Annotated in this window: 12 protein-coding genes; 5 read left to right on the top strand and 7 right to left on the bottom strand. The window is 71.1% G+C overall.

What is annotated here, in order from left to right; genetic code table 11:
- Positions 1 to 35: 35 nt before the first annotated feature.
- From EAO79_RS16925 to mvk, 4 genes are read right to left on the bottom strand one after another with little or no spacing between them, the layout of a single operon-like run.
- Positions 36 to 1,103 carry a hydroxymethylglutaryl-CoA reductase gene (locus EAO79_RS16925; RefSeq protein ID WP_079002857.1) on the bottom strand — a complete coding sequence of 356 codons (1,068 nt, stop codon included), beginning with the start codon at positions 1,101 to 1,103 and terminating at the stop codon, positions 36 to 38.
- On the bottom strand, positions 1,100 to 2,317 hold the full coding sequence (locus tag EAO79_RS16930) for a phosphomevalonate kinase (protein ID WP_071262515.1): 1,218 nt from the start codon (positions 2,315 to 2,317) through the stop codon (positions 1,100 to 1,102). The genes EAO79_RS16925 and EAO79_RS16930 overlap by 4 nt, the downstream gene beginning before the upstream one ends.
- Positions 2,314 to 3,372, bottom strand: a complete 1,059-nt coding sequence (gene mvaD, locus EAO79_RS16935; protein WP_241160915.1) for a diphosphomevalonate decarboxylase — start codon at positions 3,370 to 3,372, stop codon at positions 2,314 to 2,316. The genes EAO79_RS16930 and mvaD overlap by 4 nt, the downstream gene beginning before the upstream one ends.
- Entirely contained in the window at positions 3,369 to 4,307 is a 939-nt protein-coding gene (gene mvk, locus EAO79_RS16940) for a mevalonate kinase (RefSeq protein WP_079707312.1), read from the bottom strand. The genes mvaD and mvk overlap by 4 nt, the downstream gene beginning before the upstream one ends.
- 390 nt (positions 4,308 to 4,697) lie before the next feature.
- Between mvk and EAO79_RS16945 the strand changes: the two genes are divergently transcribed.
- Together EAO79_RS16945 and EAO79_RS16950 are read left to right on the top strand one after the other, a co-directional pair.
- Positions 4,698 to 10,280 carry a glutamate synthase-related protein gene (locus tag EAO79_RS16945; protein WP_241160916.1) on the top strand — a complete coding sequence of 1,861 codons (5,583 nt, stop codon included), beginning with the start codon at positions 4,698 to 4,700 and terminating at the stop codon, positions 10,278 to 10,280.
- A 23-nt stretch (positions 10,281 to 10,303) separates the two neighbouring features.
- Positions 10,304 to 12,139 carry a sulfite reductase subunit alpha gene (locus EAO79_RS16950; RefSeq protein ID WP_079707414.1) on the top strand — a complete coding sequence of 612 codons (1,836 nt, stop codon included), beginning with the start codon at positions 10,304 to 10,306 and terminating at the stop codon, positions 12,137 to 12,139.
- A gap of 138 nt (positions 12,140 to 12,277) precedes the next feature.
- Here EAO79_RS16950 and EAO79_RS16955 read toward each other — a convergent pair whose 3' ends face one another.
- On the bottom strand, positions 12,278 to 13,423 hold the full coding sequence (locus EAO79_RS16955) for a 5-(carboxyamino)imidazole ribonucleotide synthase (RefSeq protein ID WP_124769697.1): 1,146 nt from the start codon (positions 13,421 to 13,423) through the stop codon (positions 12,278 to 12,280).
- A 129-nt stretch (positions 13,424 to 13,552) separates the two neighbouring features.
- Positions 13,553 to 14,110 (bottom strand): PH domain-containing protein, encoded by a 558-nt coding sequence (locus tag EAO79_RS16960; RefSeq protein WP_231884331.1) that lies wholly within the window; start codon positions 14,108 to 14,110, stop codon positions 13,553 to 13,555.
- A 101-nt stretch (positions 14,111 to 14,211) separates the two neighbouring features.
- On the opposite strand from EAO79_RS16960, the gene EAO79_RS16965 reads away from it, so the two are divergent.
- Complete coding sequence (locus EAO79_RS16965; protein ID WP_124769698.1) at positions 14,212 to 15,024, top strand: EI24 domain-containing protein; 813 nt, start codon at positions 14,212 to 14,214, stop codon at positions 15,022 to 15,024.
- On the opposite strand, the gene EAO79_RS16970 is transcribed toward EAO79_RS16965, so the two are convergent.
- A complete protein-coding gene (locus EAO79_RS16970) occupies positions 15,008 to 15,799 on the bottom strand; it encodes a biotin--[acetyl-CoA-carboxylase] ligase (protein WP_124769699.1) in 792 nt (263 codons plus the stop codon). The two genes, EAO79_RS16965 and EAO79_RS16970, sit on opposite strands and share 17 nt — an antisense overlap.
- Before the next feature lie 139 nt (positions 15,800 to 15,938).
- On the opposite strand from EAO79_RS16970, the gene EAO79_RS16975 reads away from it, so the two are divergent.
- Together EAO79_RS16975 and EAO79_RS16980 are read left to right on the top strand one after the other, a co-directional pair.
- Entirely contained in the window at positions 15,939 to 17,540 is a 1,602-nt protein-coding gene (locus EAO79_RS16975) for an acyl-CoA carboxylase subunit beta (RefSeq protein ID WP_071262519.1), read from the top strand.
- Positions 17,537 to 17,788, top strand: a complete 252-nt coding sequence (locus tag EAO79_RS16980) for an acyl-CoA carboxylase subunit epsilon (protein WP_124769700.1) — start codon at positions 17,537 to 17,539, stop codon at positions 17,786 to 17,788. Before EAO79_RS16975 ends, EAO79_RS16980 begins: the two co-directional genes overlap by 4 nt.
- Positions 17,789 to 17,831 lie beyond the last annotated feature (43 nt).

The following is a 17,831-nucleotide window of genomic DNA, read 5'->3' on the forward strand; positions in this document are numbered from 1 at the left end:
CGACGATGCACCGGTCCCCCGGTGCGGTGGGAGGGTCAGGCGGGCGCGCCGGCTGCGGTCTGCGCGCTGCGTTCGAGCTTCAGGTGGGCGGCCATGAGCTCACCGGGGTTGGTCTGCGCGGCGAGGAGTGACAGTTCGCCACACCAGACGGCGGCAGCGCACAGGACGGCGAGTCGCCGGGCGTTGGCGCCGGGTTCACGGTCCTCGCGGCACCCGAGGCGGGTGAGGTTCTCCTCGACGAAGCCGAGCCCCTTGCCGTTGCCGACCGTGCCGACGATGAGGTTCGGCAGGGTGCAGGAGAAGTAGAGGTCGCCGTCGTGCACCTCGGCGTGTGTGACGCCCTGCGAGCCCTCGACGATGTTCGCCGCGTCCTGGCCGGTCGCCAGGTAGAACGCGAGCAGCATGTTGGCGTAGTGGGCGTTCGCGCTGCGCAGGCCGCCGGCGAGGATCGTCCCGACGAGGTTCTTGCGCACGTTCAGCTGCACGATCTGCTCGGGCGTCGTGTGCAGGAACCGCTCGACGATCGCCCGCGGGATCGTCATCTCGGTGACGACGTTCTTGCCGCGACCCAGGATGCCGTTGACCGCGGTCGCTTTCTTGTCGGAGCAGAAGTTGCCGGAGATCGAGCCGTAGCGGAGCATCGGCCAACGCTCCATGATGTACGGCATGAGACGGTCCGCCGCGAGCGTGACCATGTTGTGGCCGGACGCGTCACCGGTGCGGAACTCGAGGCGCAGGAAGAGCAGGTTGCCGGCGATCTGCGAGTTGATCTCGATGAGTTCGGCGAAGTGACTCGACTGGGCGACGACGGCCTGCAGCTCGGGCAGGCTGCGCTCGATCTCGCGGAGCGCCTGCAGGGCGTCGCCGGCCGAGTCGACCTCGAACAGGACGGAGCGGCTCATCCGCTCGTCGACGAGCGTCGCGCGGATGCCGCCGGGGACCATGGAGGAGATGCGGGCGCCCCGACGGACCGACGGCCAGAGCGGGCTCTCGTAGGTGGCGAGCGGGACCTCCTGCTCGCCCTCCATGACGTTGCCGCTCAGATGGAGCGGGCCGATCCACTTGAGTGGGACCGGTGCGACGCCGTCGGGTTCGTTGCTCATGCGTGGGGTTCCGTTCCGCCCCGGAGGACGTCGTGCTGCTCGGCGAAGGCACGAGCGTAGGTGGATCTGATGGATTCGACCGCGTCGTCGTCGGTGCGGCTGATCTCCGACGGCCCCCACGGGCTGTGGGCGGCGTCGATGAGTCCGGTCGGCGGGTGCACCGTGAGCGGGAGCCGCTCGATGCCGTGGGCCGACCAGTCGTCCTCGAGGGCGGCGGTGGAGACGGACTGGCCGATGAACGCGATCCCGCAGTCGCCACCACCGGCACCGGAGGACTTGGCCGCCCCGCCGAGGCGCTCGGCGGCGTCGCAGAGTTGCGCGAGCGCGGCGGTCTCGATGTCGACACCGGCGTCGCGGCCGAGACCGGCGAGCGTCGCGCGCGCGGAGCGCACGGCACCGAGCACGAGGGCAGGGTCCTCGTCGTTCAAGCCGATCGTGAGGGCGTCGACGGCGGCGCGACTGGCCGCGAGGAACGAGGTGTAGTGGGCGGTCTCCGCCCATTTGCGGGACTGCAGTTCGTCGACGAGACGCGTGGTCGAGGCAGGCTCGCCGGTCCATCCGACGAGGAGCCGGAGCGAGGTCGGCGGCGACAGTCGCTCGAGCCCCAGCTCGGCCCAGGGGTCGCGGAGGGCGGCGAGCACCCCTTCTCGGTGGCGCACCTCCCGCAGCCGGGCCCGATCGGGCGAGGTGTAGCGGAGCCAACCGCCGAACATGCTCGCCGCGAGGTCGCCACCGGAGGCTGCCGGCGCGACGTCGATGGTGGCGAGGATCGCGAGCTTGAGCATCTGCGTGCGGGTGAGGTCGAGCTGGTAGAACTCGTCGAGGGCGCGGATGGTGGCGGTCGTCACGGCCGCGCTCGAGCCGAGGCCGAACTTCCGGCCGCTCGCGTCGTCGAGCTCGCTCGTGATGGACAGCGCGGAGAACCGCTGCGCGACGCCGAGCTCGGCGACGAGGGTCTCCATCGTGCTCACGGCGGAGAGGACGTGGTCGAGCGGGCGTTCCTCGTGCTCGACGACGACCCCGTTGCGGTTGCGACGCCAGATGATGGGCGCTCGGCCGTACTGGTCGGAGAAGATGCGGCCCTCGTGCTCGCTCGCCTCGAGTCGGACGGTGACGCACCGGTCGACCGCGACGAGGATGGAGGGGTGCCCTGGTTCGACGACGGCGTACTCGCCGGCCACGAAGAGCTTGCCGGGCGCCTTGATCTCGATCATCGCGCTCCTTCCGTTGTCTGCTCGCCCGCCGATCCGCCGGGCTCCGAGGTGATGAGCCTCGCGCCCCGTCCGGCTCTGGCGGGGATGACGCCGATGTCGGGCTGCGCCTCGAGGATCCGAGTCGCGAGCTCGTCGACCGCGTCGGCTCGACACAGGATCTTCACGTTCGGGCCGGCGTCCATCGTCGCATAGCATTCGAGGCCGTCGCCTCTGAGGTTTGCGACGAGATCGAGCAGTTCCACGCTCGCCGGTCCCCAGTACCGGACCGGCGGCTCGGCGCCGAGCATCGTGGCGTGCATCCGCATCGCGTTCCGCTCGGCGATCGTGCCCACCGCGGTGAAGTCGGCGCGGGAGATCGCCGCGAGCATCTCCTCGAGTTCGACGGGGGTGCGTTCGACCCAGGCGGGGTAATACGGGGAGGTGTCGACCGTGCGCCGCATGCCGTCGCGACTGGAGACCGACTTGGCCCGGGCGTCGAGGACGGTGAGGACCATGCCGAGCTCGAGTCCGGGCGCGGGCACCGCCTCGGCGAAGGAGCTCTCGTCGTCGTGCCCGGCGTGCCAGACGGCGATCCCGTCGAAGATCGAGCGCGAGGCCGACCCCGAGCCACGGCGGGCCAGCCGGGAGAGGGCACGGCGGTCGAGGTCGAGTCCGAACGCGGTCGATGCGGCGAGCGCCAGCGCAGCGAAGCCCGAGGCCGAGGAGGCGAGGCCGGCGCCCGTGGGGATCTCGTTGTGGGAGTCGACGGCGACGCGCTCGTCCCGGCCGGCGAGCGCGCGCACGAGGTCGATGAAGCGCGTGACGCGGGAGCGGGCGGTGCCCTCGAGGGGTCGTCCACCGAGGAGCACGACGTCGTCGTGTGCGTCCGTCAGTCGCACCGTCGTCGTCGTGGGCGCTGCGTCGAGGGTCAGTGAGAGGCTTCCGGTCCACGGGAGGATGAGCGCCTCGTCCCGCTTGCCCCAGTACTTGACGAGGGCGATGTTGGGGTTGGCGAGCGCGGTCGCACTGCCCTCCTCCGAGGCGGTCGTCGCGAGCTGTTGCGGGGTCAGGGTCACGCGTAGTCCTCCGCGTCGATCGTCCAGGTGCCGAGTGCTCCGGCCTCGAGGAGGGCTTGCGAGATGCGTCGGGCTGACGCGGGGTCTGCGGCGAGGGTGATGATGCATCCGCCCTGCCCGCCGCCCGTCAGCTTCGCACCGAGGGCGCCGTTCCCCGCGGCGACCGCGATGAGCGCGGTGATGGCCGGGTGGCCGGCGCCGAGTTCGTCGAGGACGACCTGCGCCGCGTCCATGCGGGTCCCGAGGTCGTCGCGGCGGTCCGCGGCGAGGTCGGCGACGCCCGCCACGGTCCCGCGTTCGAGCTCGGCCAGGAGCGCGCGACCACGCTCGGGGTGCAGCTCGACGAAGGCGCGGACGTCGGCGACCGCCTTCCGGGTCGACCCGCGCGCACCGGTGTCGGCCACGACGAAGCTGCCGCCGAAGCGGATCGGCGGATGCTCGACGCGGCCGGCGGTGAAGAGGATGGGTGTCGAGGCGCTCGTGGCCCGGGCGTCGAGACCGCTGGGCGTCCCGTGGGCGACGCGTTCGCCGCGCTGCACGAGCTCGAACCGGTCGGCGTCGTCGAGCGCCACGCCGTGCAGGTCGGCGACGGCGTCGACGATCGCGTTGGCGGCCGCGGCACTCGAACCGAGGCCTCGGCCGATCGGCAGGGTCCCGCGGACGACGACCTCGACACCGGCCGGTGCCGCACCGACGTGCGCGAGGGTCTCTAGGACGGTGGTCCCGAGCGGATCGGAGGCGTCGAGCGGGCCGAGCGAGATCTCGGTGTCGAGCACCGAGGCTCCGTCGATGCGTCGGGCGGTCGCCTCGACCCGGAGCGACGGGATGGGCAGGGCGACGGCTGGAGACCCGTACACGACGGCATGCTCGCCCAGCAGGATCGCCTTGGCGTGCGCGAAGCCGCGACCGGTCGCAGCCGTGTGCTCTGTCGTCATCTCACCATTCTGGTCCGAAAAACATGCAGCTGGCTGCACATCGGTCGTCCGGTCGCGATCCGATCCGCCACGGGGCCGGCTCGTGAGCCGTCCCGCAGCGCATCCGGGCGCTGCACGATGGGCCGTCGACGGGAGCTGCCGGAGCGCTCACGGCGTGTCCCATGCGTACCGGAAACACCCAGCCTACGCCGAACGGCCCGGTTCGGCTCGTTACGGTTGAGTGGGCGGGACGGCCCGGTTAGTATCGGAACACCTCCATTCATGCAGACGACGGCCGCCGCACCCAGCGCCCGCGTCGACACGGACCCTCCCTCCAGCGACGTAGATCCGGTCCCGTCATCTCACCGTCTCCGGGCCGTCCAGCGCCCGCATTCCGAGGGGTACCCCGTCGTGATCTCGTCTTCCGTTCCACCGCGCCCGCGCACCGCCGCACCGTCGCCCCTGCCAGACCTCGTCGATCGCCAGACCGACAAGAGCGACTGCGGCGTCGGTTTCATCACCCGCAAGGACGGCGTGCAGAGCCACGACGTCATCGCACTCGGCGACACCGCCCTGTGCGCCATCCCCCACCGCGGCGGCATGTCCTCCGAGGGTGTCGGCGACGGAGCGGGCGTGCAGATCGACCTCTCGGTCGACTTCTTCAGCTCCCTCGTCGGCAAGCCGCTCGTCGCCGGGCGGTTCGGCGTCGCGAACGTCTTCCTCCCGGTCGACCACGGTCGGATCAGTGACGCCGAGGCGCTCATCGAACGCTCGCTCGGCGAGGCCGGCTTCACCGTGCTGCTCGCCCGTGCCGTGCCGACGGTCGACGCCGTCCTGCGCCCGAAGGCCGTGCAGTACCAACTGCCGATCCGGCAGTGGATCTTCGAGCCCTCGGACAACGCCTCCACGGAGGACCTCGACCAGCGCGCACACGCGGCCCTGCTCGCGATCGAGGCGACGGCCTACACGGACCTCACCCTCGACGGCCTCTACCCGCTGTCGCTCAGCACGCGCACCCAGGTCCTCAAGGGACGCCTCAACTCCGGCGAGGTCATCCCCTACTTCGCCGACCTGGCCGACCCCCTGCACCGGGTCAGGACCCTCGCCTTCCACACCCGGTTCTCGACGAACACCGCTCCCCACCCGTCGATGGCGCAGCCCTTCCGCCTCATGGCGCACAACGGCGAGCTCAACACCGACCGCAAGAACCGTCTGTCCGAGACGGCGCTGGCTGCATCGCGAGGCCGGAAGATCATCCGGGCCAGGGGCCAATCGGACAGCTCGCGCCTCGACCAGACGCTGCACAGCCGCGTGGTCGAGGACGGACTCGAACTGCTCGAGGCGGTCGTGTCCGTCATGCCCCCGGCCTGGGAGAACGATCGCACCCTGAGCCGCGAGGTTCGGGCGATGCTCGAGTACTTCTCGCTCGTCGAGGAGAAGAACGACGGCCCGGCCGCGCTCATCTTCAACGACGGCACGACCGTCGGCGCCCGGCTCGACCGGCTCGGCCTGCGCCCGCTGCGCAGCGTCGAGACGGCCGACTACCTCTGCGTCACCTCCGAAGCCGGGCAGCTGCCGTTCCCGGACGACGAGGTGGTCCATCGCGGTCGCATCGAAGCCGGCGGCATGCTCGCCTACGACCACCGCACGGGCACGCGCCTCCGCACGGGCGAGGCGCTCGAACTCCTCGCGGCGCGCAAGGACTACCCGGCGATGCTCGCCGCATCGGCCACCGACCTCGACGCGCTCGAGGACCGGGGTGTGCCGGTGTCGGTACCGACGGCCTCGGCGGACGACGCGTTCGCCTACCGCGGTGGGCTGAGCCAGGTGCAGCGCTACGTCGCGTACTCCCTCAACCAGGAGAGCTTCCGGTTCATGACGGACCCGATGCTCGCCTCGGGCAAGGAGCGGATCTCGGCGATGGGCTACGGCAACGCCATCAACGCCCTGTCCGACCAGGAGGGCGGCCTGGCGAAGTACTTCTCCCAGCGCTTCGCCCAGGTGACCAACCCGCCGCTCGACAGCATCCGTGAGGCGGACGGCATGACCCTCCGGGTCGCACTCGGCCCGAAGCCCGGCAGCGGCACGGTCGGCACGAAGCAGCTCGTCCTCCGATCCCCCATCATCAGCGAGGACGAACTGCGGCGCCTCAGCGCTCAGCACGAGTCGCCGGCCGCGTGGTTCGACATCCTCTACCGGCCCGAGGTGGACGCGCAGGCGAACGCCGACGCGCTCGAGGCCGCCGTCGAGCGCGTGGCCGCAGCGGTCGCCGGGTTCGCCGCAGAGAACGGCGGCATCGCCATCCTCAGCGACCGCGGCGTCCACGCGGAGGGTGCCGCCCTGCCGCTCATCCTCGTCGTGGCGGCCGTCAATCAGCGACTCATCGACGACGGCCTCCGGCTCCGCGTGTCGCTCGTGGTCGACAGCGGCCAGCTGCCGTCCTCGCACCACGTCGCCTCCGCCCTCGGCTTCGGCGCGTCGGCGGTCCACCCGCTCGCGGTCCGTCTGCGTGCCGAGCAGCAGCACCCCGACGAGGTGGAAGCAGCGTTCCGACGGTTCGCCTACGCCGCCGAGAAGTCGCTCCTGAAGACCATGGGCCGGGTCGGCCTCTGCACCGTCGAGAGCTACATCGGCGGTGAGTTCTTCGAGCCGAACTACCTCGACACGAGCGACCCCGTGCTCGCGCGCGCCTTCCCGCACCTCCGCGCCCCCGTCGGCGGCGTCGGCTTCGCCGGGATCGCCCGGACGGCGAGCGCCTGGCACCAGCGCGCCCTGACGACGTCGAGCGACGCGGACGTCCCGCTCCTCGGCCTGTTCAAGGAACGCGCCGAGGGCGCCGGCCACTCCTACGGGACGACCGCGGTCCGCGGCTTCGTCGACCTCACCGAGGAGCCCGTGCAGCTGCCGCGAGCGGACACCACGGCCGTCGACCGCGACGGCGGCACGCTCGGCGACGACCCGCTGCGCCTCCACACCATCGGGAACCTGGAGGACGCGTTCGGGATCGACGACGACGCCTACCAGCACACCTCCTTCGACGCCCTCGACGACGACGAGATCGACGCCTTCACCATCACGCCCGGCTACCGCTCCTTCGTCCAGTCGATGACGACCGAGCGCCGCCGCCGCCCGGCGGCCCTCCGCGACGTGCTCGTGCTGCCCGAGGACATCACCCGACTGACCACCCCGGAGGAGTTCGCGCGCGAGCTCGACCGGCTCGGCCCCGTCGGCAACTCCTCGATCGTCGTCCGCGGCCTGCGTGCGACGCGGACCGAGCAGGGGCGGCACCGGCTGCAGCTCACGGGACCGCTCGCGGGCGACCTCACGCGGGTCTCGGCGCTCGGCGAGTACTACGTCCACCGTTTCGGCGGCGAGGTGACGGGGCACTGGATCTCCGGTGGCGACCTCATCGTGGAGGCGACGGGGTCCGCCGACGACTACTTCTCGATGCTCGTCGAGGGTGCCGAGAGCATCTCGACCGACCTCGTCCAGCCGGCGAGCGAGATCACCCGATCCCTCGCGTCCGGGGCGATGAGCCACGGCGCCCTCGTGGCGACCGCGCACGAGGCGGTCGCGCACGGCACCAACATGGTCGGCGGGATGTCGAACAGTGGCGAGGGCGGCGAACACCTGTCCCGCTACGGCACCATCCGCGGCTCGCGCATCAAGCAGTTCGCCTCCGGGCGCTTCGGTGTCTGGGCCGGTTACCTCGCCGACCCGATGCTGCAGGAGCTCGAGATCAAGATCGGCCAGGGTGCCAAGCCCGGCGAGGGCGGTCAGCTCCCGGCTCCCAAGGTGACGGTGGACATCGCGGCTGCCCGGGGTGGCACGCCCGGCATCGAGCTCGTCTCGCCGCCGCCGCACCACGACACCTACTCGATCGAGGACCTCGCGCAGCTCATCCACGACTGCAAGGCCGCACGGGTCCGCGTCGTCGTCAAGCTCGTCTCCTCCGAGGGCATCGGCACGATCGCCGTCGGCGTCGCCAAGGCCGGTGCCGACGTCATCAACGTGGCCGGCAACACCGGCGGTACCGGCGCAGCCGCCGTGACGAGCCTCAAGTACGCCGGACGCAGCGCCGAGATCGGCATCGCCGAGGTCCACCAGGCCCTCAGCGCGAACGGTCTGCGGTCGAAGGTCACGCTGCGCTGCTCCGGCGCGCACCAGACCGGTCGCGACGTCGTCATCTCCGCCCTGCTCGGCGGCGACAGCTTCGAGTTCGGGACCACTGCGCTCATGATGCTCAAGTGCGTCATGGCGAAGAACTGCAACGTGAAGTGCCCGGCTGGTCTCACGACCAACCCGGAGACCTTCGACGGCGACCCGCGTGCGCTGGCGCAGTACCTCCTGAACATCGCGCACGACGTCCGCGAGCGGCTCGCCATCCTCGGCCTCCGCTCGCTTCGCGAAGCCCGCGGTCGCACCGACCTCCTCCACCTCGTCGACCACCCGGCGGCCGTCGCGGACCTCGACCTGCGTGCCATGCTCGCGGTCGTCCCCGGGGTCGTCGTCACCGACCCGGTGTACCTGGAGAAGGACTTCACGCTCGACGACGCCCTCATCGAGCGGGTACGGGCAGGACTCTTCGACGACGGCCGGACGACGCTCGACCTGGGCGCCGAGGACGCCGACGGCGGGATCCGACTCGGCAACCGCTGGCGTTCCGTGGGCGGGCAGCTCGCGATCGACCTCGAGCGCATCCTCAACCACGAGCTCGACGACGACCAGGCGGCGGCGATCCCCTCCGTCGTCACCGACGACCGCGGCCACCGTTCGCTCGCCGCCGACACCGTGACCATCCGCACCGAGCACTCCGCGGGGCAGTCGTACGCGGCGTTCTGCGTCGACGGCCTGCACTGGCGACACACCGGCACCTGCAACGACGGCGTCGGGAAGAGCGCATCCGGCGGCACCATCGCGATCCTCTCCCCCGGCGGCGGCAGCTCGGAGGACGGTGGCAACGTCCTCATCGGCAACTTCGCGCTCTTCGGGGCGACCGGTGGACGCACCTTCGTCCAGGGCGAGGCCGGCGACCGCTTCGCCGTCCGCAACTCGGGCGCCACCGCGGTCGTCGAGGGCGTCGGCGACTACGCCTGCGAGTACATGACCAACGGCGCCGTGCTGAACCTCGGCGGCTTCGGGATCGGCTTCGGCAACGGGATGAGCGGTGGCTTCGTCTACCAGTACGACCCGCGGGGCGAACTGCCGAGCAAGGTCAGCGCGGACTCCCTCCTCCTCGGATCGATCACCGAGGGCGAGCAGGCGGCGTTCCACGAGGCCGCCGTGCTCCTGCTGCTGCAGTGGCACGTCGAGGCGACCGGCTCGCCGCTCGCTTCCCGGTTGCTCGCCGACTGGGACACGGCCAGGCACCAGTTCGTGTTCGGCATGCCGCGCGCGCTGCTCCTCTATCAGGACAGCGACGCGATCCTCGCGGCCAAGAGCCGGAAGGAACTCCTCGACGAGCTCGGCGCGGCCCTCGCGGCACAGCAGCTGCGCACCTTCAAGCTCGACTACCGCGACCGCCGGCCGGTCCGCGGCGGTCGCGCCCCCGGACTCGGCGAGCCCGCGGCCGACCCGCAGGACGTCTACGCGCTCCTCACGAGCTACACGGTGCTGAAGCTCGCCCAGGAGGTCGCGATGTCCCGCACGCCCGGCGTCGACGACCCGTCGCACCCGCTCGTGCAGGCGAGTGTCCGCACGCTCATCCTCACCGAGGACTTCTTCGTCATGCAGCGGGTGCAGCGGGCGGCTCGAGAGCTGCTCGAACGGTACGACGACGAGGCGCTGGCCGCCATGATCGCCGCGAAGCGCCTCCACGACTACACGGAGGCCCTGCGCCTGCGGAACGTGCTGTCGATCGACCACCCGGGCACCACGGGGTGGATCATGCACCAGCACGCCAAGAACCGGGCCCGATCCGCAGCGACCGGTGGCACCGAAGCACTCCTTGCATCGGCCGCTCTGGCCGAACTGACCTTGGCGGGTTCCCGATGAACGCGCCCGAACTGGAGGGGACGATGACCTCGACCCAGGCCCCGGCGGCCACCAGCACACCGAGCCCGGTGCTCTTCGAGGCGCTCGCCGCGCTCGGCAGCAGCGCAGACGACCCGTTCATCCCGGCTGACGCGCCCTTCAGCCCCGAGCAGCGGGTCTGGCTCGCCGGATTCCTGGCGGGGGTCCGCTCCAGCGCGATCGATGTCACCGACGCCGGTGGCCGGACACCGCAGCTCGCCCTGCACGTGCTCGTCGGCACGCAGACGGGCACCGCGGAGGCCATCGCGGAGGATCTCGGCCGAGCCGCCTCCGGCTACGGTGTGGCGGTGACGACGATCGGACTCGACGACGTCGAGGTGGACCGCCTCCCGGCGATGGGACACGTCGTCGTCATCACCTCCACCTACGGCGAAGGTGAGATGCCCGACAACGCCGAACTGTTCTGGGAGACGCTCCAAGCGAGCACCGCACCACGCCTCGACGGCCTGAAGTTCTCCGTGCTCGCGCTCGGCGACTCCGGATACGACGGGTTCTGCCAGGCGGGCAAGCTCATCGACACGCGTCTGGAGCAGCTCGGCGCGGAACGCATCCTCGCGCGCGTGGACTGCGACGTCGACTACGAGGAGCCCGCCGCGGCGTGGACCACGCAGGCCCTGTCGCTCTTCGGCGCCCTCGCCCCGACGGACGCCGATGCCGCATCCGCTCCCGCGCCGGCCGCCAAACCGGCGAAGAAGCCCGGCCGCACGCGTTCACCGTGGACCCGCAAGACGCCGTACGGCGCGACCCTCGCCGTCAACCGCGTCCTCTCCGGGCCGGCCTCGTCGAAGGAGATCCGGCACTACGAGTTCGACCTTGGCGACAGCGGCATCGAGTACGCGGCGGGCGACGCCCTCGGCGTCATGCCGAGCAACGACCCGGCGCTCGTCGATGCCATCATCGCCGAACTGGATGCGACCGCGGACGAGTCGGTCGACGGCTCGACCCTGGCGGACCGGCTCACCCACGGGTTCGAGATCCGGACCCCTTCGAAGGACCTCGTGGCCGAGCTCGCCGACCGCGCGCCCGACTCGGAACTCGCGGGCATCCTGGCGCTCGCCCAGGCCGAGACGCTCGACTCCTGGCTGCGCGAACGGGACATCCTGGACCTCCTGCGCTCCACGTCCGTGCGGTTCGACGCCGAGTCGCTGCTCGACGTCCTGCGTCCCCTCCAGCACCGCGCCTACTCGATCTCGTCCAGCCCGCTGGCTGCCGACGGGCGGGTGCACCTCACCGTGGCGAGCGTCCGCTACGCCGTCGGTGACCGGGCCCACGGGGGCGTCGCGTCGACGCACCTCGCCGACCGGGTCGCCGAGGGCGGGACGAGCGGGATCTTCGTCTCGGCCAACGCCGGCTTCCGGGTGCCGTCGGACGACGATGCGCCGCTCATCATGGTCGGCCCGGGAACCGGGATCGCGCCGTTCCGCTCGTTCCTGCAAGAGCGCCGCGAGCGCGGGGCCACCGGTCGGAACTGGCTGTTCTTCGGCGACCAGCACCGGGCGCACGACTTCATCTACGAGGACGAACTGGGTGAGCTGCTCACCGGAGGGGTGCTCGACCGCCTCGACCTCGCGTTCTCCCGGGACCAGCGCGAGAAGGTGTACGTCCAGACGCGGATGCGCGAGAACGGCAAGGAGCTCTACGCCTGGCTCGAGGAGGGCGGCCACTTCGCCGTCTGCGGTGACGCCTCCCGGATGGCGAAGGACGTCGACCAGGCGTTGCATGAGCTCATCGCCGAACACGGCGGGCGTTCGACGGAGGCCGCGGCCGAGTACGTGCACACGCTGAAGCGCGAGAAGCGCTACATCCGCGACGTGTACTGAGCCACACCTCGACCGGTCCCTGAGCCTGTCGAAGGGCGCACCTCGACAGGCTCAGGGACCGATCATCGACCGCGGTCCCTGAGTACACCACGCGGCCCCTGAGCACCCCACGCGGTCCCTGAGCTTGTCGAAGGGCGGTCAGGCGTTCTCGGCGCCGAGCAGCGCTGCGGCGGCACGTGCCTCGTACACGACGTCGTCGAGGTCGTCGCCCGCGACGTTGACGTGGCCGACCTTGCGCCCGGGGCGCGGGTCCTTCCCGTAGTTGTGCACCTTCGCCAGCGGGTGCGCACCGAGGACCTGCGGGTAGCGGTCGTCGAGCGTCCCCTCGGCAGGCCCGCCGAGCACGTTCACCATGACGGTCCAATCGCGGTGGCAGCCCGTCGAGCCGAGGGGCAGGTCGAGGACGGCGCGCAGGTGCTGCTCGAACTGGCTCGTGACGCTGCCGTCCTGCGTCCAGTGCCCACTGTTGTGCGGACGCATGGCGAGTTCGTTGATGAGCAGGCGGTCGTCGTCGGTCTCGAACAGTTCGACGGCCAGGACGCCCGTCACCCCGAGCGCGGTCGCGACGGTCACGGCGATCTCCTCCGCGGTGTCGGCGAGCCGACCAGCCGAGCCGGGCGCCGGAGCGATGACCTCGCTGCACACCCCACCGAGCTGCACGGTCTCGACGACGCGCCATGGCACCACCTCGCCGGACGGGCGCCGGGCGACGAGCTGGGCGAGCTCGCGCCGGAACGACACCAGCTCCTCGACGAGCAGTGCTCCGCCGTTGGCGTCCTCGGAGAGCGCCGTGAACCAGTCGTCGACCTCGTTCGGTCCATGGACGACACGGACGCCCTTGCCGTCGTAGCCACCACGTGGCGTCTTCACGACGCCCTTCCCACCGTGCTCGGCGAGGAAGGCGGCAAGCTCCTCCTGATCGTGCACGCGCGCCCAGTCGGGCACCGGCAGTCCGAGCTCCGTCAGGCGTTCGCGCATGAGCAGCTTGTCCTGGGCGACGGCGAGCGCGTCCGGTCCCGGGTGCACCTGCACACCGGCGTCGACGAGTGCCCGCAGGACGTGCTGCGGCACATGCTCGTGGTCGAAGGTGATGACGTCGACCGTCTCGGCGAAGGCGAGCACCGTGTCGGCGTCGCGGTAGTCGCCCACCTCGACGGTCGCGAGCCGGGCGGACATGCCCTCCTGCTCGGCGAGCACGCGGATGTCGAGCCCGAGGTTCACGGCCGCAGGCACCATCATCCTGGCCAGCTGACCGCCGCCGATCACTCCGACGCGAATGCTCATGGGTTCACTCCAGCTCTCCGGCGACCGGCCGGCGGGTCTCGTTTCGGCAGGCGGGACGGGCGGATCCGGAGGCGGATCGGCGGGTGCCCCGACTGGAACATCGTACCGGCCGGGCGCGCCCCGCACCGGTCAGCGTCGGACCGGTGGCTGCTGCATCGGAGGCGGTGCTGCCGGGTACGGCGCGGCGATGCTCTGGTTCTCCGCGACGAGCTCGTGCAGGGCGTTCTGGACGAGGACCGCACCGGGCACGTCCCTCAGGACGACCGGCACCTCGCCACCGCTCGTCACCCGGACGTTGCCGCTCCCGAAGGCGCTCTGCACCCAACTCTTGTGCACCGTGATGCCGTAGCCGCGGGCGTGGTAGAGCTCCTGGCGCGTCCGCACGAAGAACCCGCGACGGACGATCAGTCGGCGGGTCGTGATCACGTAGCGGACCGACAGCCAGGCGATGAACGGCAGGACGCAGGCGACCAGCACGATCACCCCGCCGCCGATCAGGACGGCCCAGTTCTGCCACTCGAGGTCGAACGAGCCGAAGAAGTACGCACCGGCGCCGCTCACCGCGATGAGCAGGAGGGCGGGGAGCAGGAGCCGCCGGGCATGCGGACGCAGGCGTGCGACCACACGTTCGGTCGCCGCCGCGGGAGGAGCCGGCCTGCCCGGCCCCGTCATACCGGGATCAGCCATACTCCCATTCTTAGCAGTCGCGGGAACCCGCCGCCTGCTCCCACCCCGCCCGTCGGCGATCCCGAACATCCGTGCATCGGCCGCCCGGCTAGCATGAAGGCGTGAAACCGGCCGAGAGCACCGCACCGACGGCGCAGCAACCCGGCGTGGTCGGGTCGTTCCTCGAGGGGATCGGCATCCTCTTCGGCGGGTTCCGCCTCTGGGGTACCTCGCCGAAGCGCATGCTGCTCGGCATGATCCCCGCCGCGATCGTGGGCGTCGTGTTCATCGCGTTGCTCGTCGTCCTCGGCGTCAACGCCGCCACGATCGTCGACTGGGCGACACCGTTCGCCGACACCTGGGACGAGCCGTACCGCTCGTCCATCCGGGTGGCCGCCGCGGTGGCGTTGGTGGCCGTCGCCGTCGTGGTGATGCTGTACGCCTACGCCGCAGCGACGCTCCTCGTCGGCGACCCCTTCTACGAGCGGATCTGGGCCGACGTCGAACGTACCCTCGGCGACGCTCCTCCGGAGTCGGGTGAGTCCGCCTGGCGCGGACTCCTCACCGGTGTCACCCGGGCACTCGGCCTGCTCCTGCTCACCATCCCGACGGCGGTCGTCCTCTTCCTCCTCGGCTTCGTCCCGGTGATCGGCCAGACGGTGGTCCCGGTGCTCGGGCTCGCCGTGAGCGGTTGGTTCCTCGCCCTCGAACTGACGGGCTACGCGTTCGACGCGAGGGGGTTGTCGTTGCGCGACCGCCGCCAGGTCCTCGCCAGGAGACGCGCCCGCACCCTGGGCTTCGGGATGACGGTCGCGGTCCTCTTCCTCGTGCCGGTCCTGTCCGTGCTGGTCATGCCGGCAGCCGTCTCCGGCGCGACGGTGCTCGCACGCCGGTCCCTCAGCGAACAGGCGGGAACGCTCAGCGCACGTGCGTGACGTCGCCGGCCGCCACCGCGACCGGCGCACCACCGTCGGTCGGTCGGACGACGAGCCGCCCGTCCGCGTCGATCCGCTCGGCCGTGCCGGTCAGGACGTCGCCGCCGGGGAGCTCCACCCGCACCGAGCTGTCCAACGTCACGCATCGCTCGGTGACCGCCGCTCCGAGCCCACTGGCCTCGGCGTCACCGGACGCGGCCAGGTAGGCGTCGTACAGGGCGCCGAACGCACGCAGGTAGCCGACGAGGACGATGTCCGGGTCAGGATCGGCGAGCCCGGCGAGCGCGAGCGAGGTGGACCGGTCGGTCGGCAGTTCCTCGGCACGCTGACGGAGGTTGACACCGGTCCCGAGGATCACCGCGTCCCCGCTCGGCAGCAGCTCGGCGAGGATGCCGGACACCTTCCGACCGCCGATGAGCACGTCGTTCGGCCACTTCACGTCGGCGGGCACCCCGAGCTCCCGGAGCGATTCCGCGAGCGCCGCACCCGCGAGGAGCGGGAGCCAGCCGTAGGCCTGCAGCGGGAGCGGATCACCCGACGGAGTGACCGGCCGGAGCAGGACCGAGACGGCGAGTGACGTGCCGGGTGGCACCGTCCACACGCGACCGAGGCGGCCTCGTCCCCCGCGCTGGTCGTCGGTGAGGACCACCGAGCGGTCGGGCCACGCGTCGCCGCCGTCCTCGCGCACGCGTCGGGCGAGTTCGTCGTTGGTGGAGCCGGCGTGGGCGAGGATCTCGAGGCGTGGCACGAGGGCGGCGGTGAGGGGCAGATCCATGGCACAACCCTACTGAGGCCGGTCGTCGGCGCCTGCGGCGCCCGTCGGCACGCTTGGACGATGCCGACAACGGATCGGCGCGCCGCTTGTACCCGATCGTCAACGGGTCGGCCGTGGTACCACCGGGTAAGGTGAAAGCGTGACCGACGAAACCACCTCCGGCCCTGACCTGTACACGACGGCCGGGAAGCTCGCCGACCTCAAGAACCGCTATCACGAGGCCGTGACGGCGAGCGGCGAAGCCGCCATCGAGAAGCAGCACAAGAAGGGCAAGCTCACCGCGCGGGAGCGCATCGAGCAGCTGCTCGACCACGGCAGCTTCGTCGAACTCGACGAGTTCGTGCGGCACCGCACGACCGCCTTCGGCATGGACCGCTCACGGCCGTACGGCGATGCCGTCGTCACCGGCACCGGCACCATCCACGGCCGCCAGGTCGCCGTGTACTCGCAGGACTTCACCATCTTCGGCGGTTCGCTCGGCGAGGTCGCCGGCGACAAGATCATCAAGATCATGGACCTCGCATTGAAGACGGGCGTCCCGATCATCGGCATGCTCGACTCCGGCGGCGCGCGCATCCAGGAGGGCGTCGTCGCGCTCGGCAAGTACGGCGAGATCTTCCGACGCAACACGCAGGCCTCCGGGGTCATCCCGCAGATCTCCATCATCATGGGTCCGGCGGCCGGCGGCGCCGTCTACTCCCCCGCGCTCACCGACTTCGTCATCATGGTCGACAAGACGAGCCAGATGTTCGTCACGGGCCCCGACGTGATCAAGACCGTCACGGGCGAGGACGTCGGCATGGAGGAGCTGGGCGGCGGGTACACGCACAACACCCGCTCGGGCGTCGCCCACTACCTCGCGAGCGACGAACCGGACGCCCTCGACTACGCCCGCACCCTCGTCGGCTTCCTGCCCGACAACAACCTGTCCGAGGCCACGGTCTTCGACGTCGAGGTGGAGCTCGAGACGACGGACGAGGACCGCCGACTCAACACCCTCATCCCCGACTCGCCGAACCAGCCCTACGACGTGAAGACCGTCATCGAGCACGTCGTCGACGACGCCGACTTCCTCGAGGTCCAGCCGCTCTTCGCCCCGAACATCGTCATCGGTTTCGCGCGCGTCGAGGGACGGTCGGTCGGCGTCATCGCCAACCAGCCCTCCCAGATGGCCGGGACGCTCAACATCGAAGCGGGCGAGAAGGCGAGTCGGTTCGTCCGGTTCTGCGACGCGTTCAGCATCCCGATCCTCACCCTGGTCGACGTCCCCGGCTACCTGCCCGGCACCGACCAGGAGTGGACCGGCGTCATCCGCCGCGGCGCGAAGCTCCTCTACGCCTACGCCGAGGCCACGGTGCCCCTGGTGACCGTCATCCTGCGGAAGGCCTACGGCGGCGCCTACATCGTCATGGGCTCGAAGCAGCTCGGGGCCGACATCAACCTCGCCTGGCCCACGGCCGAGATCGCGGTCATGGGTGGGCAGGGTGCCGTCAACATCCTGTACCGCGGCGAGATCAAGCGGGCCGAGGAGGCCGGCGAGGACGTCGCCGCCGTGCGCACGCGCCTCGCGAACGAGTACACCTACAACGTGGCGAGCCCGTTCCTGGCCGCCGAGCGCGGCGAGCTGGACGGCGTCATCGAGCCGGCTGCCACGCGGGTCTCGGTCATCAAGGCGCTCCGTGCACTCCGGACGAAGCGTGCGAGCCTGCCCGCCAAGAAGCACGGGAACATCCCGCTGTGAGCACCGGCGCCGAGCCGAACACGACCGAGCCGTCGTCGATCGATCTCCGGATCGAGCGCGGTACCCCGACCGACGAGGAGCTCGCGGCACTCACCGCGGTGCTGAGCGTCGCGATCGCCGAACAGGCACTGCGCGACGCCGACACCGCCCCGGCACCTCGCGTCCCGTCGACGTGGGAGCGGACGAGGCGGAACCTCCGCACGGGGATCACCGTGGGCCCAGGACACTGGCGCGCGTTCACGGGCTGAGCCGTCTCGACGGAGGACTCACGCCGGTTGCCCCTCGCGGCGC

This window comes from Plantibacter sp. PA-3-X8 (assembly GCF_003856975.1).
In the GTDB taxonomy this organism is placed as follows: Bacteria; Actinomycetota; Actinomycetes; order Actinomycetales; family Microbacteriaceae; genus Plantibacter; species Plantibacter auratus.